Annotated in this window: 20 protein-coding genes and 1 pseudogene; 10 read left to right on the top strand and 11 right to left on the bottom strand. The window is 67.7% G+C overall.

Annotated elements, in window-relative coordinates; genetic code table 11:
• Positions 1-2 precede the first annotated feature (2 nt).
• Both JC881_RS21020 and JC881_RS21015 read left to right on the top strand, forming a co-directional pair.
• Positions 3-893, top strand: a pseudogene (locus tag JC881_RS21020) (MBL fold metallo-hydrolase); the annotation flags it as partial.
• Positions 887-1612 (top strand): DsbA family protein, encoded by a 726-nt coding sequence (locus tag JC881_RS21015; RefSeq protein ID WP_198787636.1) that lies wholly within the window; start codon positions 887-889, stop codon positions 1610-1612. The pseudogene JC881_RS21020 and the gene JC881_RS21015, both read left to right, overlap by 7 nt.
• 7 nt (positions 1613-1619) lie before the next feature.
• Here JC881_RS21015 and JC881_RS21010 read toward each other — a convergent pair whose 3' ends face one another.
• From JC881_RS21010 to JC881_RS20970, 9 genes are all read right to left on the bottom strand, one after another.
• On the bottom strand, positions 1620-3320 hold the full coding sequence (locus JC881_RS21010) for a tannase/feruloyl esterase family alpha/beta hydrolase (RefSeq protein ID WP_198787635.1): 1701 nt from the start codon (positions 3318-3320) through the stop codon (positions 1620-1622).
• A gap of 37 nt (positions 3321-3357) precedes the next feature.
• Entirely contained in the window at positions 3358-4062 is a 705-nt protein-coding gene (locus JC881_RS21005) for an ABC transporter ATP-binding protein (RefSeq protein WP_198787634.1), read from the bottom strand.
• Positions 4055-4825: an ABC transporter ATP-binding protein gene (locus tag JC881_RS21000; RefSeq protein WP_198787633.1), complete on the bottom strand. Its 771-nt coding sequence runs from the start codon at positions 4823-4825 to the stop codon at positions 4055-4057. Before JC881_RS21000 ends, JC881_RS21005 begins: the two co-directional genes overlap by 8 nt.
• Positions 4822-5826: a branched-chain amino acid ABC transporter permease gene (locus JC881_RS20995; RefSeq protein WP_198787632.1), complete on the bottom strand. Its 1005-nt coding sequence runs from the start codon at positions 5824-5826 to the stop codon at positions 4822-4824. The genes JC881_RS21000 and JC881_RS20995 overlap by 4 nt, the downstream gene beginning before the upstream one ends.
• 1 nt (position 5827) lies before the next feature.
• Positions 5828-6700: a branched-chain amino acid ABC transporter permease gene (locus JC881_RS20990; protein ID WP_198787631.1), complete on the bottom strand. Its 873-nt coding sequence runs from the start codon at positions 6698-6700 to the stop codon at positions 5828-5830.
• A 315-nt stretch (positions 6701-7015) separates the two neighbouring features.
• Entirely contained in the window at positions 7016-8200 is a 1185-nt protein-coding gene (locus JC881_RS20985) for an ABC transporter substrate-binding protein (protein ID WP_198787630.1), read from the bottom strand.
• 152 nt (positions 8201-8352) lie between these two features.
• Positions 8353-9339, bottom strand: coding sequence for a PDR/VanB family oxidoreductase (locus JC881_RS20980; RefSeq protein WP_198787629.1), 987 nt, complete (start codon positions 9337-9339; stop codon positions 8353-8355).
• 33 nt (positions 9340-9372) lie between these two features.
• Positions 9373-10146, bottom strand: a complete 774-nt coding sequence (locus JC881_RS20975; RefSeq protein WP_198787628.1) for a GntR family transcriptional regulator — start codon at positions 10144-10146, stop codon at positions 9373-9375.
• The gene (locus JC881_RS20970) at positions 10143-11252 is read right to left on the bottom strand and encodes an aromatic ring-hydroxylating dioxygenase subunit alpha (protein ID WP_198787627.1); all 1110 of its coding nucleotides are present in this window, start codon (positions 11250-11252) and stop codon (positions 10143-10145) included. The genes JC881_RS20975 and JC881_RS20970 overlap by 4 nt, the downstream gene beginning before the upstream one ends.
• A gap of 147 nt (positions 11253-11399) precedes the next feature.
• Here JC881_RS20970 and JC881_RS20965 point away from each other — a divergent pair, with 147 nt between their 5' ends.
• Genes JC881_RS20965 through JC881_RS20955 form a run of 3 tightly spaced genes read left to right on the top strand, consistent with a single transcriptional unit; the run spans position 11400 to position 14637 of the window.
• Complete coding sequence (locus JC881_RS20965; protein ID WP_198787626.1) at positions 11400-12521, top strand: 5-methyltetrahydropteroyltriglutamate--homocysteine S-methyltransferase; 1122 nt, start codon at positions 11400-11402, stop codon at positions 12519-12521.
• A gap of 27 nt (positions 12522-12548) precedes the next feature.
• Positions 12549-13223, top strand: a complete 675-nt coding sequence (locus JC881_RS20960; protein ID WP_198787625.1) for a glutathione S-transferase family protein — start codon at positions 12549-12551, stop codon at positions 13221-13223.
• A gap of 34 nt (positions 13224-13257) precedes the next feature.
• Complete coding sequence (locus JC881_RS20955) at positions 13258-14637, top strand: phospholipase D-like domain-containing protein (RefSeq protein ID WP_198787624.1); 1380 nt, start codon at positions 13258-13260, stop codon at positions 14635-14637.
• A gap of 25 nt (positions 14638-14662) precedes the next feature.
• On the opposite strand, the gene JC881_RS20950 is transcribed toward JC881_RS20955, so the two are convergent.
• A complete protein-coding gene (locus tag JC881_RS20950; RefSeq protein WP_198787623.1) occupies positions 14663-15745 on the bottom strand; it encodes a LysE family translocator in 1083 nt (360 codons plus the stop codon).
• A gap of 79 nt (positions 15746-15824) precedes the next feature.
• Between JC881_RS20950 and JC881_RS20945 the strand changes: the two genes are divergently transcribed.
• Positions 15825-16901: a hypothetical protein gene (locus JC881_RS20945; protein ID WP_198787622.1), complete on the top strand. Its 1077-nt coding sequence runs from the start codon at positions 15825-15827 to the stop codon at positions 16899-16901.
• Here JC881_RS20945 and JC881_RS20940 read toward each other — a convergent pair.
• Positions 16898-17656 carry a TetR/AcrR family transcriptional regulator gene (locus JC881_RS20940; RefSeq protein WP_198787621.1) on the bottom strand — a complete coding sequence of 253 codons (759 nt, stop codon included), beginning with the start codon at positions 17654-17656 and terminating at the stop codon, positions 16898-16900. The genes JC881_RS20945 and JC881_RS20940 overlap by 4 nt on opposite strands.
• A 100-nt stretch (positions 17657-17756) precedes the next feature.
• On the opposite strand from JC881_RS20940, the gene JC881_RS20935 reads away from it, so the two are divergent.
• From JC881_RS20935 to JC881_RS20920, 4 genes are read left to right on the top strand one after another with little or no spacing between them, the layout of a single operon-like run.
• A complete protein-coding gene (locus JC881_RS20935) occupies positions 17757-18770 on the top strand; it encodes an HlyD family efflux transporter periplasmic adaptor subunit (RefSeq protein ID WP_198787620.1) in 1014 nt (337 codons plus the stop codon).
• Entirely contained in the window at positions 18770-20542 is a 1773-nt protein-coding gene (locus JC881_RS20930) for an ATP-binding cassette domain-containing protein (RefSeq protein ID WP_198787619.1), read from the top strand. Before JC881_RS20935 ends, JC881_RS20930 begins: the two co-directional genes overlap by 1 nt.
• Positions 20539-21675, top strand: a complete 1137-nt coding sequence (locus JC881_RS20925) for an ABC transporter permease (RefSeq protein ID WP_198787618.1) — start codon at positions 20539-20541, stop codon at positions 21673-21675. Before JC881_RS20930 ends, JC881_RS20925 begins: the two co-directional genes overlap by 4 nt.
• 19 nt (positions 21676-21694) lie before the next feature.
• Positions 21695-22813: an ABC transporter permease gene (locus JC881_RS20920; RefSeq protein WP_198787617.1), complete on the top strand. Its 1119-nt coding sequence runs from the start codon at positions 21695-21697 to the stop codon at positions 22811-22813.

Raw genomic sequence — 22813 nt, 5'->3', positions numbered from 1 at the left:
CCATGTTCCGCAGAGCCTTGATTTCCGCCGCAGTCCTTTCCGCCACGTTCGCCCTCGCGCCGCTGGCCCATGCCGCCGAGCCGCTCAAGCTCGACGTGTACAACCCCGGCGCCAAGTCGATGTTCCCGGTGTCCTCCGGGCTCATCACCGGCCAGAACGACGCGGTGCTGGTCGACGCGCAGTTCCAGCGCAACGATGCCGAGGCGCTGGTGCAGAAGATCAAGGCCAGCGGCAAGAAGCTCACCACCGTCTACGTGAGCCACAGCGACCCCGATTACTACTTCGGCCTCGACGTGATCCAGGCCGCGTTCCCCGACGCGAAGATCGTCGCCACGCCGCAGACCGTGGCCGCGATCCAGGCCTCCAAGGACGGCAAGCTCGCGCACTGGGGTCCGATCCTGAAGGACAACGCGCCCAAGGCGCTGGTCGTGCCGCAGCCGCTCACGGGCGACAGCCTCGAACTCGAAGGCCGCAAGATCCAGGTCGTCGGCCTGGACGGCCCCACGCCCGAGCGCAGCTTCGCCTGGATTCCCTCGCTGAAGGCGGTGGTCGGCGGCATCCCGGTGTCGGCCAACATCCATGTGTGGATCGCCGACACGCAAACACCCGCCTCACGCGCCGACTGGCTCAAGGCGCTCGGCCGCATCGAAGCGCTGCATCCCAAGACCGTGGTGCCCGGCCACTACCTGCCGAACGCGGACGGCAGCGCGCCTTACACGCTCGCTTCGGTGAAGTTCACGCGCGGCTATCTGCAGGCCTTCGAGACCGAAGCGAAGAAGGCCAAGGACTCGGCCGCGCTCATCGCCGCGATGAAGAAGCGCTACCCGAAACTGCAAGACACCTCGTCGCTCGAACTGAGCGCCAAGGTCATCAAGGGAGACATGAAATGGCCGCAGTGAACGACGACAACGGCGACACCGCCACGCTGCACTACATCTTCGACCCGATGTGCGGCTGGTGCTACGCGGCCGCGCCGCTGGTCGATGCGGCGCGCGGCGTGCCGGGGCTGAAAGTCGAGTTCCACGGCGGCGGCATGATGACCGGCGCCAACCGCCGCGCGATCTCCCCGCAGTGGCGCGAGTACGTGATGCCGCACGACCGGCGCATCGCCGAACTCACGGGCCAGCCGTTCGGCGAGGCTTACTTCGAGGGATTGCTGCGCGACACCGGCGCGGTGATGGATTCCGAGCCGCCGACTGCTGCGGTCCTCGCCGCCGAAGCGCTGCGCGAAGGCGGCGGGCTCGACATGATTCATCGCCTGCAGCACGCGCACTACGTCGAAGGCCGGCGCATCGCCGATGCAGATGTGCTCACCGCGGTGGCCGTCGAACTCGGCTTCGATGCGAAGGCTTTCGCATCGAACTTCGCGCGACTGTCCGGCCAAGCAACTGAGCAGCACATCGCCGCGAGCCGACAGCTGTTGCAACGCGCAGGCGGCCAGGGCTTTCCGACCTTCGTGCTCGCACATGCCGGCGGCCCTGCAAGCCTCGTAGACATCGGCCCATGGCTCGGCCGCCCGGACGAATGGAAGGCGCAGCTCGCGACCTTCGCCACGCCGCCGCAGCCCGCGAGCACGGCGCCGGCGTGCGGCCCCGACGGCTGCGCGATCTAAACCTGCATTACCTCGCGCACTGGAAGCTCGCCGCCTGCGACGCATCGCCGCTCACATAGCGCGGCCACAGCGGCCACTCGCACAGCGGACGTGCGCGAATGGTCTTGAACGGCGGCTGCACCTCCTGCTCGGCGAGTTGCAGCCCGGCCGGCGCGCGGCCGCGCTCGACCCAATCGGCCAGCGCGCCGAGCATGTCGACATTGGCCGGCGCGCCGCTGCCCACATGGTCCACGCCGGGCGCGGTGTACAGGCGCATGAAGCGGTCCACGTTGTCGCGCCCCAGGCGCGCGACCACCGACTCGTAGTAGCGGATGCCCGCGAACGGGCTCTGCGCGTAGTCGGCCATGTGCTCCAGCATCAGGAGCTTGCCGCCGCGCGCGTTGAAGGCGCTGAGGTCCGGATTGGTCGAGTCCATCAATTGCGACACGGTGGCGATGCGCGCCGCGAAATCTTCGGCGCGGTAGTTGCGCACGTCCAGCGATGGATTGCGTGCGTAGAAATACTGCAGCGCCCCACTGCCATAGAACCACGCGATGCCGTTGCTCGGCTGCGGCGGCACGGTCGGCGCGGCGGTGCCCGTCCACCATGCATTCCAGCCGCCCATCGAGGCGAAGGCCGGCGTGCCTTCGCCGCCGATGCCCCAGCCCGGGTATTCGGTGACACCGTTGGCCAGCGGCACGGGCGCGCGCCACGGCGAGCGCAGCGTGCGCACCGCCTGCACCTGCGCATCGTTGAGACAGTTGTCGCCGCTCGTGCCCGCCGCACAGCGCAAGGTGGCCGGATCGAAGCGCTGCAGGCATGCCACCGGGTTCGACACGATGCGGTCCGCCACGCCGTCCGCGGCATCGCACGATGCGAGCACCGCGTTGTGCACCAGCTGCACCTGCGCGGGCCGCAGCCACCCTTCACCGAAGGTCGCGATGCCGTTGCGTGTGCCCGCGTGCTGCAGGCCCGTCCAGTTGATGACCGGCACGCGGCTGAAGACGCCGTCGAAGTCCTGCGGATAGCGCTGCGCCATCGTGAGCGCCTCGCGCCCGCCTTCGGAGCTGCCCATGAAATAGAGCTTCTGCGGCGCCTGCCCGTAGGCGCGCTGCATCAATGCCACGGCCACGTCGCGCACCTTCTTGTACGAGGCATGCGCGAAGTTCACGAGCGCCTCGTCGTTGAGCGCGAAGGCTTGCGGCGGCTGGCCCTGCACGTTCTGGTGGCCGGAGTCGGTGCCGTAGGTCACGTAGCCCTGCGCGAGCGGGGTGGGCTGGTCGAAGCGGCCCGCCGGAACCAGCGAGAGGCCGGTGATCAGCACGCCGTTGAAGCCGCCGCCGCCGTACTGCACGCTGCGCCCGTTCCACGCGAGCGGCAGGTTGACCTGGAACAGGATCGGCGGCGCGCTCGCGTCGAGCGGCGCGATGCGGCCGAGCACCTTGCAGTGCGCGGGCGTCACCGGCGTGATGCGCGCCGAGGGGCTGGGCCCGCGCTCGGCAACCGCCAGCGGCGATGCGGCCACGAGCGTCGCCGAGTCGATGGTCGCGGCGCCGCTCGGCAGGCCGATCGCCGCAGGCGCGATCGGTGCGGCCAGAGCCGCGCAGGCCGTTGCCGGCTCGCCGCCGAGCGTGAGCGCCCTCGGCCCCACGGGGGTGCCGCATGCGGCGAGCAACGCGGCGGCCGCCAGCATGGCGCCCCCGCAAAACACTGTCTTCGGGATCGCCATCTGTCTGTCTCCTTGTTGTTCGCCGTGGCTGCTACTGCTACCGCGCCACGCCCAGCAACCGTTCGAGCACCTGCGGCTGGCTGCGCAGGGCGGCCGCGCTGTCGGTGTGGACGATGGTGCCGTGGTCGAGCACCACCGCGTGGTCGGAAATCGCGAGGATCGCCTGCGGGTGCTGCTCCACGATGATCGCGGCCAGCCCCTCGTCCTGCGTGATGCGTCGGATGGCGCGCAGCAGCTCTTCCACGATGATCGGCGCGAGGCCTTCGAGCGGTTCGTCCAGCAGCAGCAGCTTCGGGTTCAGCACCAGCGCGCGGCCGACGGCCAGCATCTGCTGTTCGCCGCCCGAGAGCTGCGTGCCGAGGTTGGTCTTGCGTTCCGCAAGACGCGGGAACATCTCGTAGACGCGCTGCGGGTTCCACTTGCCGGGCCGCTCCACCGCCGTGAGGTTCTCGTGCACCGTGAGCGACTTGAAGATGTTGCGCTCCTGCGGCACCCAGCCGATGCCCGCTGCAGCACGCTGGTGCGGCGCGAGCTTGTGCAGCGCCTGCCCGCCGAGCGCGATGGTGCCGCCATGCTGGCGCGTGGCGCCCGCAAGCGTGTTGATCAGCGTCGTCTTGCCCGTGCCGTTGCGGCCCAGCAGCGCGAGCGTCTGCCCTTCGCCGAGCGCGAACGCCACGTCGTGCAGCACCACGGCCTCGCCGTAGCCCGCGCTCAGGTTGTCGATGCGAAGCAGCTCAGACATGGGCGTTCTCCCCGTGACCTAGATAGACCTCTTTGACCTTCGGATCGTTGGCGATGGTCTCTGGGTCACCCTCGGTCAGCAGGGTGCCGTTGACCAGCACCGTCATGCGGTCGGCAAAGCTGAACACCAGGTCCATGTCGTGCTCGATCAGCAGCACCGACACATCGGCCGGGAGCGCGGCCACGGTCTGCAGCAGCTCTTCGCGCTCGCCCGCCGGCACGCCCGCCACGGGCTCGTCGAGCAGCAGCACGCGCGGCTCGCAGGCGAGCGCGATGGCGATTTCCAGCAGGCGGCGCTTGCCATACGCCATGAACTTCGTCTGCTGTCTTGCGACATCGGAGAGATGGAACTGTTCGAGCAGTTGCCCTGCCCGCTCCGCGATGCCCTTGGTGCCGCCGAGCGGGCGCCACCATTGCGCGGCGATGCCCTTCTGTTGCGACACCACGAGCGCCAGCGTCTCCAGCGGCGTCATCGAGTCGAACAGCTGGTTGATCTGGAAGGTGCGCACCAGCCCGCGCGCCACGCGCTTGTGCGGCGCGAGCGTGGTGATGTCTTCGCCGAGCAGCGTGATGCGGCCTTCGGTCGGCGTGAGCACGCCGGTCAAGAGGTTGATCAGCGTGGTCTTGCCCGCGCCGTTCGGGCCGATGAGCGCGTGGCGTGCGCCGCGCTTCAATTCCATCGTGACGTTGTTGGTGGCGGTGATGCCGCCGAAGCGCATCACGAGGCCTTGCGTCGAGAGCACGGTTTCGGTGGTCGTGGTCATGCCGCACCACCCTTCTTCTTGCCGACTCCGAACCATGTCCATGGTTTGAGTAGCCGGTCGCGCCCCACGAGCACCAGCAGCACGAGGATCAGGCCGATCCAGAACATCCAGTACTGCGGCGTCACGGCCGAGAGCCAGTTCTGCAGCAGCTTGAAGACGATGGCGCCCGCCACGCCGCCATAGAGCCAGCCCACGCCGCCGATCACCAGCATCAGCAGCACGTCGGCCGAGCGGTCGAAGGCCAGCACGTCGAGCGAGGCGAAGCCGGTGGTCTGCGCGAGCAGCGCGCCCGCCGCGCCGGCAATGCCCGCCGCCACCGTGTAGATGACCGCGAGCCGCGACACCACCGGAATGCCGATGGCCATCGCGCGCAGCCGGTTGTCGCGGATCGCCTTCAACGTCGCGCCGAACGGCGAATGCACCAGCCGGCGCATCACGAGGAACAGCACCAGCATCACCGCGAGCGAATACCAGGCGGCGGTGCGGCCGTAGAGGTCGAACTCGAAGAGACCGAGCACGGGCCCCATCACCACGCCCTGCAGGCCGTCCGCACCGCCGGTGAGCCAGTCGAGCTTGTTGGCCAGTTCGAGCAGCAGCAGCGCGGTGCCCAGCGTGACCATGAGCCGCGTGAGGTCGCTGCCGCGCAGGATCGTCACGCTGGCCACGAGGCCGAGCAGCGCCGAGAGCACGGTCGCGAACACCAGACCCACGGTCGGGTCCGGCATCACCAGCTTGGCGAACAGCGCCGCCGCGTACGCGCCGAAGCCGAAGAACGCGGCATGCCCGAGCGAGACGATGCCGGTGTAGCCGAGGATCAGGTCCAGCGACATCGCGAACAGCGCGACGATGGCGATCTCGTTGACCAGCAGCGAGTGCGAGGGCACCACCAGCGGCAGCGCGAACGCCACCGCCCAGACCACGAACTCCCATGGCCGCCAGCGCGCGGTGCGCAGCAGGGCCGACTCGTAGGTTGCGGTGGTGGAGGAAGAAGGCGTGCTCATCTCAACGCCCTCCCTTGCGCGTGAACAGCCCTTGCGGCCGCCACATCAGGATCAGGATCATCAGCAGGTAGACCGTGAACGCGCCCATCTTCGGAATGAAGTACTTGCCCGCCACATCGGCAATGCCGAGCAGCAGCGCGGCCGCGAGCGGCCCGGTGATCGACGAGGTGCCGCCCACCGATACCACGATCAGGAAATAGATCATGTACTTGAGCGGAAAGGTCGGATCGAGCCCGAGGATCTCCGCGCCCAGCGCACCGCCCAGGCCCGCCAGGCCCGAGCCGACGGCGAAGGTCATGAGAAACACGATGTTCACGTTGATGCCCAGGCCCGCGGCCACGCGCGGGTCGTCCACCGCGGCGCGCAGACGGCTGCCGAAGCGCGTCTTCGAGAGGATGAGCTGCAGCACGACGGTGAGCACCGCGCACACGCCGATGATGAAGAGCCGGTAGTGCCCCATGCCCAGCAGCAGCGCGCCGTCGCCGATCTCGGTGCGGCCGCGCAGCCACTCGGGCAGCTGCACGTTCTGCTGCGAGGAGCCGACGAAGTAGTCGATGGCGGCCACCGCCATGAACGCGAGGCCGATGGAAAAGAGCACCTGGTCCAGGTGCGGCTTGCCGTACATCGGCCGGTAGAGCGTGCGCTCGAGCAGCGCGCCAGCCAGCGCGACGACGATGAACGCGAACGGCAGGCAGGCCAGGAACGGCATGCCGAGCTTCTGCATCGCGAACACGGTGAGGTAGCCGCCCGCCATGGCGAATGCGCCGTGCGCGAGGTTGATGAAGTTCATCAGCCCGAGCGTCACGGCCAGGCCGACGGCGAGAACGAAGAGCAGCATGCCGTAGGCGATGCCGTCAAAAAGAATGGTCAACATATTTGTTTGTTCGGGTGCTGGCGTTCAGGGCACATGCGCAGGGCATCGGGTACTCCCCTCCGCGAATGTCCCCCGGAGCTTCGCCCCTCCTCCTTGATTTCGCTGCGGGGAGCACCCGATGCCCTGCGCATGCAGAGCGCTGTCGTGGTGCTGGCCAATCAACGACTGCACTGGATAACGAGCACGCCGACGGGGTGCCTTGCGCAGCGAAATCAAGGAGGAGCCCGAAGGGCGGGGGACATTCGCGGAGCAAGGTACCCCGTCGGCGGGATCGCACCCTGAACAACGATGCACCTCATGCCCCCGGGAAGCGCCTTACTTCGCCTTGCCCGGGTCCTTCACGCCCTTGATCACATCGAACTCGATGTTGTAGAGCTGCCCATCCTTCTTCTCGACCTTGCGCAGGTACACGTCCTGCACGATGTCGCGCGTCTGCGCATCGATCAGCACCTGGCCGCGCGGGCTCTCGAAGACCTGGCCCTTCATGGCCGCCAGCAGCGCTTCGCCGCCGCCCTGGCCCTTGGTGGTCTTGAGCGCTTCGTAGATCACGCGCATGCCGTCATAGCCGCCGACGGCCATGAAGTTGGGGCGCATCTTGGGGTTGGCCTTCTGGAAAGCGTCGACGAACTTCTTGTTCGCGGCCGAGGGGTGCGCGGCCGAGTAGTGGTGCGAGGTGACCACGCCGAGCGCGCCGTCGCCCATGTCGTTCAGTTGATCGTCATCGGTCACGTCGCCGGTGGCGATCATGCGGATGCCGGCCTTGTCCATGCCGCGTTCGAGAAACTGCTTCATCACCGCCGCGCCCGCGCCCGAGGGCACGAAGACGAACAGCGCATCGGGCTTGGCGTCGCGCACCTTCTGCAGGAACGGCGCGAAGTCGGGGTTGCGCAGCGGCACGCGCAGTTTTTCGATCACCTTGCCGCCATTGAGCTGGAAGCGCTCGCTGAAGAACTTCTCGGCATCGTTGCCGGGGCCGTAGTCGGCCACCAGCGTGACGACCGTCTTCACGCCGTTCTTGGGCGCCCAGTCGCCCATGGCGACCGACACCTGCGGCAGCGTGAAGCTCGAACGCACGATGTAGGGCGAGGCCTCGGTGATGCTGGAGGTGGCCGCGGCCATCACCACTTCGGGGGTCTTGGACTGCGTGGCGATCGGAGCCACGGCCAGGGCCAGCGGCGTGAGGCCGAAGCCGGCCAGCACGTTGACCTTGTCGTTCACCACCAGCTCCTGCGCGAGGCGCTTGGTCACGTCGGGCAGGCCCGTGTCGTCCTTGACGATGAGCTCGACCTTCTTGCCGGCCACGGTGTCGCCGTTCTGCGCCATGTACAGGCGCGCGGCGGCTTCGATCTGGCGGCCGGTGGAGGCCGACTGGCCCGTCATCGGGAGGATCAGGCCGATCTTGAACTTGTTGTCTTGTGCGCTGGCCAGCGGCAGCGTGAGCGCGGTTGCGAGCGCAATTGCCGAGAGGCCCGCGGTCTGGATGAGATGGCGTCTTTGCATGAGGTTTTCCTTGGAGGGACGGAATGCGAAACCGGGGCTATTTTCAACACTTTGCAACATTCGGCGGAGCAGGCAATCACCTAGCCGGCCCCTGTCGCGGGGCTTTGTTGCGCGATCAATAAATGAACTGCGCGATCATCGCGCAAGGCGCCTCAGCTGTCGGCGCGGTAGGCGGAATCGAGCGTGAGCGTACCCACGGCGCGTGACACGCAGGCGCAGATGCGGGTGGTGGCTGCTTTCTCGTGGGCGCTCAGGAACACGTCGCGGTGATCGACTTCGCCATCGACCGCGAGCACGTCCATGGCGCAGAGGCCGCATTCGCCGCGCTTGCAGTCCGAGAGGGTCTGCACGCCGGCAGCGTCGAGCGCCTCGAGCAACGTGCAGTCGGCGGGCACGGTGATCGCCAGGTCGTGCCGGGGAATGCGCACCGTGAAGGCCTGCGTCGCGAGGCGGCCGCTGCTGCCGAAGGTTTCGAAGCGCAGGTCGGCCGGGGCGCGGCCGGCAGCCTCCCAGGCGCGCTTGACGGCTTCAAGCATCGGCACCGGGCCGCAGGTGTAGAGCTGGCCGCCGGGCGGCAGCGCGGCAATGGCGCCAGCGAAGTCGATGGGCGCCGAGCCTTCGTGGGCGACGACGCTCTCGCCCAACGCCGCCTGCAAGTGCGGGAGGTAACCGAACTCGCCGGCATGGCGGGCGCCGTAGAGCATATTCACGGGCACGCCGCTGCGCTTGGCATGCGCGCCCAGGCGCTGCGCCATCAGCACCAGCGGCGTGATGCCGATGCCGCCCGCCACCAGCAGGTAGCCGGGCGCCGAAAGGTCGAGCGCAAAGTGGTTCTGCGGCGCGCTCACCTGCAGCCGGTCGCCGGTCGCCAGTTGCCACATCGCGAGCGAGCCGCCGCGGCCGTCGTCCAGGCGCTTGACCGCGATGCGCCAGCACTGGTCATCGCCCTCGCCGACCAGCGAGTACGAGCGCGTCTGCAGCCTGCCCTGCGCGGTCATCACCTGCACCTGCAGGTGGGAGCCGGGTTCATACGGCGCGGCAAAGCCCGATTCGGGCCGCAGTTCGAACTCGCGCACCGTGGGCGTGACACCGCGCAGCGCAACCACCTGCGCCTGCATCCATTGAAGATCGCTTTTCATCGGGGAACACCAACAAGGAAAAAGAGAAGTCGATCAGCCGCGTCGGCGGATCAATTGCACGCCGGGCAGCGCGCGCTGCTCGGCGCTCGGCGTGCCATGCAGCGCCTCGCGCAGGTTGCGGCGCGCGATGCGGCTGTGCTCGCGCATCAGCGCCTCGGCGCGCGAGCCCTCGCCGGATTCGATGGCGTCGAGCACCTGCAGGTGCTGGTCCTGCGCGATCACCAGCATGTCGCGCGCGGCCGGCGAATTGGCCTGCACGATGACGAAGCCCGAGGGCGATGCGAACGGCAGGTTGACCACGCGCTCCAGCTGCTGCGCGATGACCGGGCTGCCGGCCATCTCGCACAGCAGCGCATGGAATTTCTCGTTGTGCGTGACGTAGCGCGAGAACGCCGCGTCGTCGAGCGCGGGCTCGCGCAGCAACTCGTCGATGCGCGCGAGACAGGCGCGCGCTTCGCGCAGCACCACGGGTGCGGCGCCGCGCTCGGCCGCCAGGCGCGCGACCAGCCCTTCGAGCGTGCCGCGCAGCTCGATCGCATCGGCCACGTCGCGCTCGGAAAACGTGCGCACCGCGTAGCCGCCGTTGGGCAGCGCTTCGAGCAGGCCTTCTTGCTCGAGCCGCATCAGCGCGCTGCGCACGGGCGTGCGCGAGACGCCGAGCTGTTCGGAGATCGCGACCTCGGCGATGCGCGCGCCACCGGGCAGTTCGCCCGCGAGGATCATTTCGCGCAGCCGCAGCTGCGCCTTCACGGCCTGCGAGCTGCCGGTGTCGCCGGGCTCGAGGGGGGAAACCACCGCGGCCTTCATGCGGCCCGCTTTTCTTCGACGGGACGGATCGGGATCGCGGCGCGCGCGGGCTTTTCCTTCTCGACCATGCGGTCGATCAGCCGTCGCGCCCACATCGAGCCGGCGTCGATGTTGAGGTTGTAGAACTGGTGGTCGGGGTGGTCGTCCATCGCCTTCTGCTGGGCTTCGAGCACGAGCTCGTCCTCGCGGAAGATGCCGGCCACGCCCTCGCGCAACTCGTGCGTGAGGCGCTGCTCGCCGAGGCAATAGTTGCGCGCGAACGCCCAGAAGTACAGGCACGTCTTGTCGGTCTCGGGCGTGATGGTGTTGAGCACGTAGCCGTTGACGCCCTTGCTGCGGTCGCCGGGGTTCTCGCCATGGGGCACCGCGCCGCTGCCCGCCTCGGCCACGCCCACGTCGATGTTCACCGTGCACGGGCCCTCGAAGCGAATGATCTGCCAGCGATCGACCTTGCCCGTGTAGCCGCGTGCATGGCGGATCTGGCCGCCCCAGAACGGCGGTGCGTCGATGCCTTCCATCCAGCGCGTGACGGTGGCCGAGCGGTCGCCGTGCGTGGCGACGAAGGGCGCCTCGGCCACTTCGCGGTTGCCGATCGAGGAGCCGTGCACGAAGGTCTCGTGCGTCAGGTCCATGAGGTTGTCGACCACGAGCCGGTAGTCGCAGTTGACGCGGATCATCTTGCCGTCGCCGGCCCAGGCGGAGTCGTCGTTCCAGTGCATGTCGGGCACGAGCGCGGGGTCGGCCTTGGCCGGATCGCCGGGCCAGATCCAGATGAAGCGGTGCTTCTCGACCACCGGAAAGTTGCGAACGCACGCCGACGGGTTGAGCGTTTCCTGGCTCGGCATGTGGGTGCAGCGGCCCTGGCTGTTGTAGACCAGGCCGTGGTAGCCGCAGACCAGCTCATCTCCTTCGAGGCGGCCGAGCGAGAGCGGCATGAGGCGGTGCCAGCAGGCGTCTTCGAGCACGGCCACCTGGCCGTCGGTTCGGCGGAACAGCACCACCTTCTGGTTGCAGATCGTGCGGGGCAAGAGGGCGTGGCGCACTTCGACGTCGTAGGCGGCGGCGTACCAGGCGTTCAGGGGAAAAGCGGTCGTGGGCGTTTTCATGAATACCCAATGTATACAGAAATCAGGAAATATCCAGATCAAAGCGACTGAATCAAGGGTAAATACCGACGTCAACGTATACAAACAAGCCGCTTTCGAAGGCGCTAGGATGCTCCGTTCGTTATCAGCCAAGACGGAGTTCACCCCATGTCCCAGCACGCCGCCCTGCCCGCACGCTACGACCACGTCGGCAGTTTCCTGCGCCCCAAGTACCTGCTCGAAGCGCGCGAGCAGAAGGCCAAGGGCGAGATCACGCCCGAGCAACTGCGCACGGTCGAAGACAAGGCCATCACCGAGATCGTCCGCTTCCAGGAAGACATTGGCCTGAAAAGCATCACCGACGGCGAATTCCGCCGCACGTACTTCCACATCGACTTTCTCGACCAGCTCGGCGGCGTGAAGACCGACATTCCGGTCACCATCCGCAAGCCCGACGGCACCGAGGAACTGGCGCCGCCCGCGATGCGCGTGATCGACAAGGTGCGCCACGTCAAGGACATCCAGCTGGCCGATTTCCAGTATTTGAAGAGCCAGGTCTCCGCGGGCCGCACACCCAAGGTGACGATCCCTTCGCCGACGATGCTGCACTTTCGCGGCGGCCGCGCCGGCATCAGCAAGGACGCGTACCCCGAGCTCGACCCGGTGTTCTACGACGACGTGGCCAAGGCCTACGGCGACGAGCTGCGCTCGCTCGCTGCCGCCGGCTGCACCTATGTGCAGATGGACGACACCAACCTCGCGTACCTGTGCGACGAGCACATGCGCGAAGCCGCCCGCAAGCGCGGCGACGACCCGAACGAGCTGCCCCACCGCTATGCGGCCTTCATCAACAAGGTGGTCGCGCAGAAGCCGCCGGGCATGCTGCTGGCGATGCACCTGTGCCGCGGCAACTTCAAGAGCACGCACGCCGCGGCCGGCAACTACGAGCCGGTGGCCGAGGCGCTCCTGAAGGAGATGGACCTGGACGCCTACTTCATGGAATACGACGACGCCCGCTCGGGCGACTTCAAGCCGCTGCGCTACCTGCCCAAGGGCAAGACGGTGGTGCTCGGCCTGGTGACCACCAAGTTCGGCGAGATGGAAGACAAGGACGAGCTCAAGCGCCGCATCGAGGAGGCCGCCAAGTACGCGCCGCTCGAGCAGCTCGCGCTCTCGCCGCAGTGCGGCTTCTCCAGCACCGTGCACGGCAACAACATCGCGGTGGAAGCGCAGCGCAACAAGCTGCGCCTGGTGGTCGAGACGGCGCAGGAGGTCTGGGGCTCGACCTGACGCGCCGTTTCTGGTGAAGTCGGGGGCATGACGACTCACATCTATTCCGGCCCCCTCAGCATGTTCGGCGCCAAGGTCGAGATCGCGGCACGCGAAAAAGGCATCGCCTTCGACCTCGTCATGGTGCCGTTCACCAAGGACGACGCCTACGACCCGAAGCACCCCGAGGTGCTTCGGGTCAATGCCGTCAAGCAGCAGGTGCCCGTGCTGGTCGACGACGCGGTGGCGCTGTTCGACTCGACGCAGATCTTCGAGTACCTCGAAGACCGTTATCCCCCACCCACATCGCTTGCCCTGTGGCCCGAGGGCATCGCCGAGCGGGCGCGGGCGCGGCAGCTGGAGCAGAAGTCCGACGAGGTGTTCTTTCCGAACGTGATCAAGCTCTTCGGCCTGCAGAACGCCATGCAGAGCGCTCCGGCGGTCGCGGCATGCGCCGCCTGCGCGCGCTTCTACGAAGAGATCGACGGCCTGCTGGCCACGCGCGATTACCTCGCGGGCCCCTATTCCTTCGCGGACATCGCCTTCTACATGGCCCACGTGTTCGCCGACCGCAAGGGCGCCGGCATGACCGATGCCACGCCGCGTCTGGTGGCCTGGCGCGACCGCGTGCGCGACCGGCCCGCCGTGCATGCGGTGGTCGATCCGATGATGAAATTCCTCGCCTCCGAGGGCCGGGGCGTGCCGGCCTTCCTGCAGCGCTGACCGCACGCAGACGCGCTGAGGCATCATCAGCCCCATGCCGACTCCTGCGTTCGACTGGCTGCCCTCTCCTTCGCAGCATTTCCTCGTCGTCACTTTTGCGCTGCTCGTCTACGTCCTCACCACGCGCGCACGCCGCGAGCAGCGCGCCCCCACCACCGCCATCGCGTGGGTGATGGGGCTGGTGCTGATGCCCTACCTGATCCTTCCGATGTACCTGCTGTTCGGGCAGCGCAAGCTCCGCCCGGCCGGCTCGCCGCGGCCGCCGCGCTCGGTGCCGCCGGGGCACTGGGCGGCCGACCTGATCGAGAGCTTCGGCCTCGCGCCGCCCGGGCGCTGCGCGGTGCGCCTGCATGCCGACGGCGAGGCCGCGCGCGAGGCGCTGTGGCAGGTGATCGACGGTGCGCGCGAGCGCATCGACGTGTGCACCTTCATCATTGGCGACGACGCGCTCGGCCATGCGGTGATCGCGCGGCTCGCGCAGCGCGCGCGCGAAGGCATCAAGGTGCGCGTGCTGCTCGACGGCTTCGGCGCGCTGTCGCTCCCGCGCCATCACTTCGACCTGCTGCGCGCGGCGGGCGGCGAGGTGGCGGTGTTCCGCCCCTTCTTCAGCCTGCGCCGCACCGGGCCGCGCAACCTGCGCAACCACCGCAAGTTCACCATCGCCGACGACGGCTGGCTCTGGTCGGGCGGGCGCAACCTCGCGGGCGAGTACTTCACCGGCAACGACAAGCACCCCGAGGCGTGGCGCGATCTCTCGTTCGACCTGCGCGGCAACGTGGCGGCCGCCGCGGCCCGCCAGTTCGACCACGACTGGAGCTCGGTGCGCTCGCGCAAGGCGCGCGCCATCAATTGCGACGACGTGCTCGAAGGCCCCGGCACCGCGATGGCCCAGTTCCTGCCGAGCGGCCCCGACCAGACCGAGGACACCGCGCACGCGCTCCTCATCGACGCGTGCTTTCGCGCCGAGCACCGCATCCTCGCAATCACGCCCTACTTCGTGCCCGGCGACGGCCTGCGCGATGCGCTGCGCCTGGCCGCGCGGCGCGGCGTGCAGGTGACGATCGCGATGCCCGCGCAGTCGAACCACCGCCTGGCCGACTTCGTGCGCGCCCGCGCCATGCGCGACCTGGCGCGCGCGGGCGTGAGCTTTCGCATGCTGCCCTTCATGGCGCACGCCAAGGCGGTGGTGGTCGACCACGAACTGGCGATCTGCGGCTCGATCAACCTGGACCTGCGCAGCCTGCTGCTGAACCACGAGGCGGCCGTGGTGTTCTACGGCCCGCACGAGATCGACTGGCTCGCCGAGTGGATCGACACCACCGCCTCGGCCGGCGAGCCCTACCGCGCGCGGCGCCCGGGGTTGATGCGCGACGTGGCCGAGGGGCTGCTGCTGACGGTGGCCTTCCAGCTCTAGCCGCCGACCGGTTTGAAGGCGGCCGTCATCGCACGTTGAAGCCGATCACCGTCAACAGCACGAAAACCGCGCCCAGAAAGCCGAAGGCGAAGGCCCCGATCCAGTAGGGCGACGTCTGCCAGCCATCGGCCTTGATGGCGGGTCCGGTTGCGGGCTGGGTCGCCTGGTCGTCCTGCAATTCGCCGCATGCCTTGGCAAAGGACAGCGCGCTGCCGATGACCGCCGCCACGACGAAACAGATGCGCAAGCGGTGTTCCTGTACGGCTTCGAGCGAAAACGCCGACATGGCGAAACCGCCGATCAATGTGTAGAAGCCGCCGAAGATCGCAGCGGCCGAAAACCAGACGCCCCACAGGCCCACGACACGCCACAGCATCTTGTTGTTCTTGTCCTTTCGCAATGCGACTTCGCTGCGCGATTCCGCAATGGCGGCATAAAAGAATCCGCCGAGCATGATGAACGTCATCAGGGGCGTCACCGAAATTTCGGAATTCAACGCCGGCGAATTCGAATACACATGACCGACCAAGAAGAAAAGAACCAAGCCGGCCAGGAGCCGCGCCCATCTTCCGGCCAAATGCTTCTTCTCTCCAAAGGCGATGGCGAGCAGCACGAATACCGCGGCGTCCATGACGATAGGAATCGCGCCGTATATCGTGGCTTCCGTCAGGCTCATGCTCATGATCACCACGCCGAAAGTGGCGAGGTAATAACTGATTGACAAAGGATTTCCCGCGTGAGCAATGAATCCTGTCCAGAATAGATTGGCGCCGCTTTGTTTGGCAATTTCCCGGTCATCCCGGTGCGTGATGAATTGAACCACCGCGGACAGCAATCGCCTCGAAGCCAGATAAACGAGATAGGCGGCGCCGAAATACTTGATGAACGGACCAATCCATTCGCCGAACCATTTCGCGTCGGCCAGGAAAAGAAGCAGGACACAGGCGACCCAGACGATATTCGCGACCGTGATTCCCGCCACCGTCAGCAACGCACCTCGTATGCCGGCGCTGGTGCGCGTCTCCAGGACAAGCGCCATCGTGGGCCCGGGCGTGACGGCTTCGAAGAAAGCCGCGAGGGCAAAGATCAGGATCAGTTTCGAGTCCATGAAATCACGCCTTTCGGATTAGAATCGCCGCCCGCCCGTCTGGAGCGTGCCGCAGCAAACCGCTTATTTACATCCACGTATGTACGCCACTGCAGACAATTTCCCATCGCCACTTTGGGAGCGCGCCAATTGCATCGATCCTTCGTTGCACATCCATCCAGGAAATCTTGCGAGCCTGGCGGCCAAAAGAGTAGGGTCGATTTCCTTTTCCCGCGCCCGCCTGTTTTCGCGAATGCTCGCCGGCGAGCCCGGCCTGTACACCGGATTTCCCATTTCGGTTCGCAAGTCCAATTCTCGCAATCGCCCCGATGCAGCGGTAATTTTGGGCGAAATACGCGCCGGTTTTCCGGCCGCCAAACGTGCCCGGGTGCGCAACCGGAACTCCATCGTTTATTTATCCGTCCCCCAGGTTGCGGATAAATGGGCGGGAGGCAGATCCAATTTCGGTGTTCCGGATCTTCACTATGTCGGTACGCGCTTCGACCGGCGGCTCGACACCACTGCGCTAAACGATTTCAACCTGCTGCCCCGCGGCGTGCACCCTTTTCAGTCGCAGGATTCACTGGTCATCAGTTCCTGCGGCACATTCACCGACTCCCATTCCGACGACCACGCCGGCAGCAATCATTGTTTTGCCGGCAGCAAGCTCTGGCTGATGTGGGACACCCTCGAAGGATTCAGGCACGGCCTGGAAGACGTGGAACGCTGCGAGGTGACCGACCGCGCGAAATTCGACATGCCGCAATTCCTTCGGATGAAGTCGTCGCGCTGGCTGGTGATCGGCCCCGGGCAGACCATGTTCATTCCCGCGAATCTGACACACAAAGTCATCACGCTGGAACATTATTTGGGGCTGGGCAGTTTCCACGCCGGATTTCCCAGCCTTGTCGATGCATTGCTGCATTGGGCGCGGCTCCCGCCACTGTGGGCCCGTAATGCAGCGAGCCCATCCGAATCCTCGGTCGAACACCTGGCGCGCCGGGCCGCGCGCAAATTGCGCGCCCTCGGGAACGCCGACGCTGCCGAGCGCGCGCGCTGGGGGGTGCCGTCGCTCGGAATCCGGCTGGCGCGCTTGGGCGCCAGCAAGGAAGCCGCATCCACCGCGGCGCGGGACCCCAACGTCCAGCGCCTGGTGCGCGCGCTCGAGCGTTTTTAGCGCTGCCGCTTCGCAGCCTTGGCCGACACGGGAGGCGCGGGTGGCGCGGGTGGCGCGGGTGGCACGGGTGGTGCAGGTGAAGCCGCATCCTTCGCGATGGCATCCAGCCCCGCGAGCACATAGCGCATCAGGTCGTCCGCCAGCGCCTTCGTGTCCTTCAACGCCGGCAGCACCTTGTTGCCCAGGTCCTTGGGCGCGACCATCATCACGATGCACGGCAACACGGTGAACAGCAGCGCGCGCTGCACCGAAGGGTGGTCGTCGGGCAGCCCCACGATCGCGCCGATCAGCCCGCGCAGCAGCTTGGTCTTGGGCAGCACCGCGCGCTTGATCATCATCGGCATCGCCGGCGACGGCGACAGCGCCTCGCGCAGCACCACGCGAAATCCCCAGGGCGCCTTGGGCTGGCCGCCGACCTCGATCAGGTGCGTCAGCAGCGCGCGCAGCTTCTGCCGCGGATCGTTCGACACGCTGGCCAGGCCGACCAATTCGTCGATGCTGACCAGCTGGCTGTGCGCCTCGATCAGCACCGCCTCGTAAAGCCCGTCGCGCCCGTTGAAGTGGTAGTTGATCGCGGCCATGTTGGTGCCCGCGCGGGTGCAGATTTCCTTGCTCGTGGCTTCGGCGAAACCGCGCTCGGCGAACAGCCGGCCCGCGGTCTCCAGGATGTGCAGGCGCGTGGCGTTGCCGTCGGTGCGCTGGGTGCGCACCGAAGCGCTGGAGGGAGCGGAGGTACTGGAAGAGCGGGTGGCCATGGGCCAAGGTTAATCGAATTGAAAAATTACTTCAAATTCAAATTTCAATTTGATATCATCCGGCCGAACCCCGTTCTGGAAACCGCCAGGAAACCCGCCCATGAACAAGAAACCCCTCATCGCCGTGGCCGTCGTCGCGCTCCTCGCCGCGGCCGGCGGCTGGTGGTACGTCAGCCGCTCGGCGGCGCCCACCGACCAGATCGTGCTCTACGGCAACGTCGATGTGCGCCAGGTCTCGCTCGCCTTCAATGCCAATGACCGCGTGGCCGAACTCGCGGTGCGCGAAGGCGACCACGTGCGGGCCGGGCAACTGCTCGGCAAACTGGACACCCGCACGCTCGCGCTGCGGGTGGCGCAGTCGCAGGCGCGCATCGGCGTGCAGGAGCAGGCCCTGCTGCGCCTGAAGACCGGCAGCCGCCCCGAGGAAGTGGCCCAGGCCGGCGCGCAGGTGGCCGCCGCGCGGGCCGATGCCGACCTCGCGCAGCAGCAGCTCGCGCGCCTGCAGGGCATCAGCCAGACCACCGCAGGCCGCGCGGTGAGCCAGCAGGACCTGGACAGCGCGCAGGCCCGGCGCAAGGTCGCGCTCGCGCAGCTGGACAACGCGCGCAAGGCGCAGCAGCTGGTCGTCAGCGGCCCGCGCAAGGAAGACATCGCGCAGGCGCAGGCCCAGCTCGAATCGGCGCGCGCCGACCTCGCGCTCATGAACCACCAGCTCACCGAGGCCGAGCTGAAGGCGCCCATCGACGCCGTGGTGCGCGCCCGCCTGCTCGAGCCCGGCGACATGGCCTCGCCGCAGCGCCCGGCCTTCACGCTCGCGATCACCGATCCCAAGTGGGTGCGCGCCTATGTGGCCGAGGCCGACCTCGGCCGCGTGAAGCCGGGCCAGGCCGCGCGCGTGACCACCGACAGCCGGCCCGGCGAAGCCATCGCCGGCAAGGTCGGCTACATCGCGTCGGTGGCCGAGTTCACGCCCAAGACCGTGCAGACCGAAGAGCTGCGCAGCAGCCTCGTCTACGAGATCCGCGTGATGGTCGACGACAAGGAGGATCGCCTGCGCCTGGGCATGCCGGCCACCGTGCGGCTGCAGCTTTCCGACACCAACGGCAAGCGCTGATGGCCACCTCCGAGCCGGCCGTGGCCGGACGCTCCCTGCGCAAGCGCTTCACGCTCAAGTCGTCGAAGCAGCCGGTGCACGCGCTCGACGGCGTGTCGCTCGAGATCCCCGCGGGCACGCTCACCGCGCTGGTCGGGCCGGACGGCGCGGGCAAGACCACGCTGCTGCGCCTCATGGCGGGCCTCATGCGCGCCGACGAAGGCGAGCTGCGCGTGCTCGGCATCGACGTCTCGGCCGACCCGCAGGCGGTGCAGGACCGCATCAGCTACATGCCCCAGCGCTTCGGCCTCTACGACGACCTGAGCGTGCAGGAGAACCTCGACCTCTACGCCGACCTGCACGGCGTGTCGAAAGACAAGCGCCGCGAGCGCTACGCGCGGCTCATGGAGATGACCGACCTCGGCCGCTTCACCGACCGCCCCGCGGGCAAGCTCTCGGGCGGCATGAAGCAGAAGCTCGGCCTCGCGTGCACGCTGGTGCGCTCGCCCGACCTGCTGCTGCTGGACGAGCCGACCGTGGGCGTCGATCCGCTCTCGCGGCGCGAGCTCTGGCAGATCGTGCAGCAGCTGGTGGACGACGAAAAGCTCTCGGTCATCGTGAGCACCGCCTACCTGGACGAGGCCGAGCGCTGCAGCCATGTGTTCGTGCTGCGCGAGGGCAAGCTGCTCGCGGAGGGCGCGCCGGCCGAGATCCGCGACCATGCACAAGGCCTGTGCTTCGTCGCCGCGCCGCCGGAGGGCGAGCCGCCGCGCCTGATGCAGGCGCGCCTGCTCGATGCGCAGCAGGACATCGTCGATGCCGTGCCGCAAGGCGGCGAGGTGCACTTCATCCGCCGCAAGGACACCGACGATGCAACGCTCGCCGCGCTGCTGGCCGGCGCGCACGCGGAGCCGGTGCCACCACGGCTCGAAGACGGCTTCATGACGCTGCTGCGCACGCAGCAAGCAACCGCAACGAACACCACCGCGGCCACGGCCTCCAGTCCCGCCAAAGGCGACCCCGACGAAGTCGTCATCGAAGTGAAGGACCTCGTGCGCCGCTTCGGCGATTTCGTCGCCGTCGCGAGCACCAGCTTCTCGGTGCGGCGCGGCGAGATCTTCGGGCTGCTCGGACCCAACGGCGCGGGCAAGACCACCACCTTCCGCATGCTCTGCGGCCTCCTGCCCGCAAGCGGCGGCCAGCTGCGCGTGGCCGGCGTGGACTTGCGCCATGCGCGCGCGCAGGCCCGCCAGCGCATCGGCTACGTCTCGCAGAAGTTCGCGCTCTACGGCAACCTTACGGTGCGCGAGAACCTGTCGTTCTTCGGCGGCGCCTACGGCCTGCGCGGAGAGCGGCTGCAGGCGCGCATGCAGACGGTGCTGCGCCAGTTCGACCTCGAACGCGAGCTCGACACGCCCAGCGGCCAGCTGCCCGGCGGCTACCGCCAGCGCCTGGCGATGGCCACGGGTCTCCTGCACGAGCCCGAGATCCTGTTCCTGGACGAGCCCACGAGCGGCGCCGACCCGCTCGCGCGCCGCGAGTTCTGGCGCCGCATCACCGCGCTGGCCGAAGGCGGCACCACCATCGTCATCACCACGCACTTCATGGAAGAGGCCGAGTACTGCGACCGCATCGTGATCCAGGACGCGGGCAAGGTGCTCGCCATCGGCACGCCGCAGGAAGTGCGCGCGCAGGCGCTCGACGGCGAAGACAGTGGCAAGCGCATCGACATGGAGCAGGCCTTCATCGGCATCGTGGAGAAGGCGCGGCGCAAAGGGAGAGACGCGGCATGAGCGGCTTCTGGTCCCGGTTGATCTCCCTCACGCGCAAGGAATTCCGCCAGCTGCTGCGCGACCGCAGCAACCTGGCGATCGGCATCCTGCTGCCGATGGTGCTGATCCTGATCTTCGGCTACGGCATGTCGCTCGACGTGAAGAACGCGCCGGTGGCCGTGGTGATGGAAGACGCCTCGCCCACGGCGCACGAAGCCATCGCGGGCCTGCAGCTCTCGCCCACCATCGCGCCGGTGCTGCTGGGCTCCATGCACGACGCCGAAGAACTGATGCGCGAGCGCAAGGTCGACGGCATCGTGCGCATCCCGAGCGATTTCTCGCGCGCGCTGGCCGCGGGAAACGCGCGCGTGCAACTGATCGTGCACGGCGCCGATGCGGGCCGCGCGACCATCATCCAGGCCTACGTGAGCGGCGCCCTGGCCCAGACGGCCGTGCGGCAGGCCGATCGCCTGGGCAGCACCTCGGGCGCCGACGCGCCGCCCGTGGGCCGCGTCACCGTCGAGCAGCGCATGTGGTTCAACGCCGCGAACACCAGCACCTGGTACCTCGTGCCGGGGCTCATCGTGCTGATCATGACGCTGGTCGGCGCCTTCCTCACCGCGCTGGTGATGGCGCGCGAATGGGAGCGCGGCACGCTCGAGGCGCTGTTCGTCACCCCGGTGCGGCCCGTCGAGATCCTGCTGGCCAAGATCATTCCGTACTTCGGTGTCGGCATGCTGGGCCTGGCGCTGTGCCTGCTGGCCGCGCGCTTCCTGTTCGCGGTGCCGATGTACGGCTCGCTCGCCGTGGTGGTGTTCAGCTCGATGCTCTACCTGATCGTGGCGGTGAGCCTGGGCCTCGTGATCTCGTCGGTCACGCGCAACCAGTTCCTCGCGAGCCAGATCGCGCTGATCGCGACCTTCATGCCCTCGATGATGCTGTCGGGCTTTCTGTTCGACCTGCGCAACGTGCCGACGGCCGTTCGCGTCATCGGGCATGTGCTGCCGGCCACCTACTTCATGGACCTGATCAAGACGCTGTTCCTCGCGGGCGACGTCTGGCCGCTCGTCTGGCGCAACTGCGCCATCCTGCTGTGCTACGCCGTCGGCCTGCTGCTGGTCGCGCGCGCGGTCACGCGCAAGAGCCTCGATTGAGACGCGAAGGAACCAGACCATGATCGACTTCCTGCTGCGCATCGCCAACCTCTGCAAGAAGGAGCTGCTCGCGATCCTGAAGGACCCGGCCACGCGCACCATCCTTTTTGCGCCTGCGCTGCTGCAGAGCCTGATCTTCGGCTACGGCGCGACCTACGACCTGGCGAACGTGCCCTATGCGCTGCTCGACCAGAGCCGCACGGGCGCCGCGACCGAACTCATCGCGCACCTGGACAGCACGGGCGTCTTCCACCGCGTGGCCACGCTGCGCACGCAGGCCGACATCCGCGAGGTGATCGACACCGAAAAGGCGCTGCTCGTGATCCAGATCGCGCCCGACTTCGAGCGGCAATTGAGCGCCGGGCAGCCCGCGGCGATCCAGCTGATTCTGGATGCCCGCAACTCCAACACCGCGGGCTCGGCCGCAGGCTACGTGGGCGCGGTGGTCGAGCGCTACAACGCCGAACTGCGCACCCGCGCGGGCGCACCGCCGGCGCCGCTGGTCATCGAATCGCGCGCCTGGTTCAACCCGAACCTGGAGACGCGCTGGAACCTTCTGCCCGGCATGATCGCCGCGCTCAGCATGCTGCAGACGCTGCTGCTCACCGCGCTCTCGGTGGCGCGCGAGCGCGAGCAAGGCACCTTCGACCAGCTGCTGGTGACGCCGATGTCGCCGCTCGAAATCATGATCGGCAAGGCGCTGCCGCCCGTGCTCGTGGGCCTTGCGCAGTCGTCGCTGATCCTCGTGGTGGCGATGTTCTGGTTCGGCATTCCGATGGCGGGCTCGCTCGTCACGCTCTACACCGGGCTCATCTTCTTTACGGTCGCGAGCGTGGGCATCGGCCTGTCGATCTCGGCCGTGTCGGCCAACATGCAGCAGGCCATGCTCTACACCTTCGTGCTGCTGATGCCGATGATGCTGCTGTCGGGCCTGACCACGCCGGTGCGCAACATGCCGCACGTGCTGCAGGTGATCACCATGGCCAATCCGCTGCGCTTTGCCATCGACCTGGTGCAGCGCGTGTACCTCGAAGGCGTGGGGCTGGGCACGGTGTGGCACAACCTCATTCCGCTCTCGATCATCGCGGTCGTCACGCTGCCGCTGGCGGCGTGGCTCTTTCGCAATCGTCTTGTCTGA

The sequence above is a fragment of the Variovorax sp. IB41 genome, from assembly GCF_016405905.1.
Classification (GTDB): domain Bacteria; phylum Pseudomonadota; class Gammaproteobacteria; order Burkholderiales; family Burkholderiaceae_C; genus Variovorax.
The sequence above is the reverse complement of the archived record's forward strand: the minus strand, read 5'-3'. Positions and strand labels throughout refer to the sequence as shown.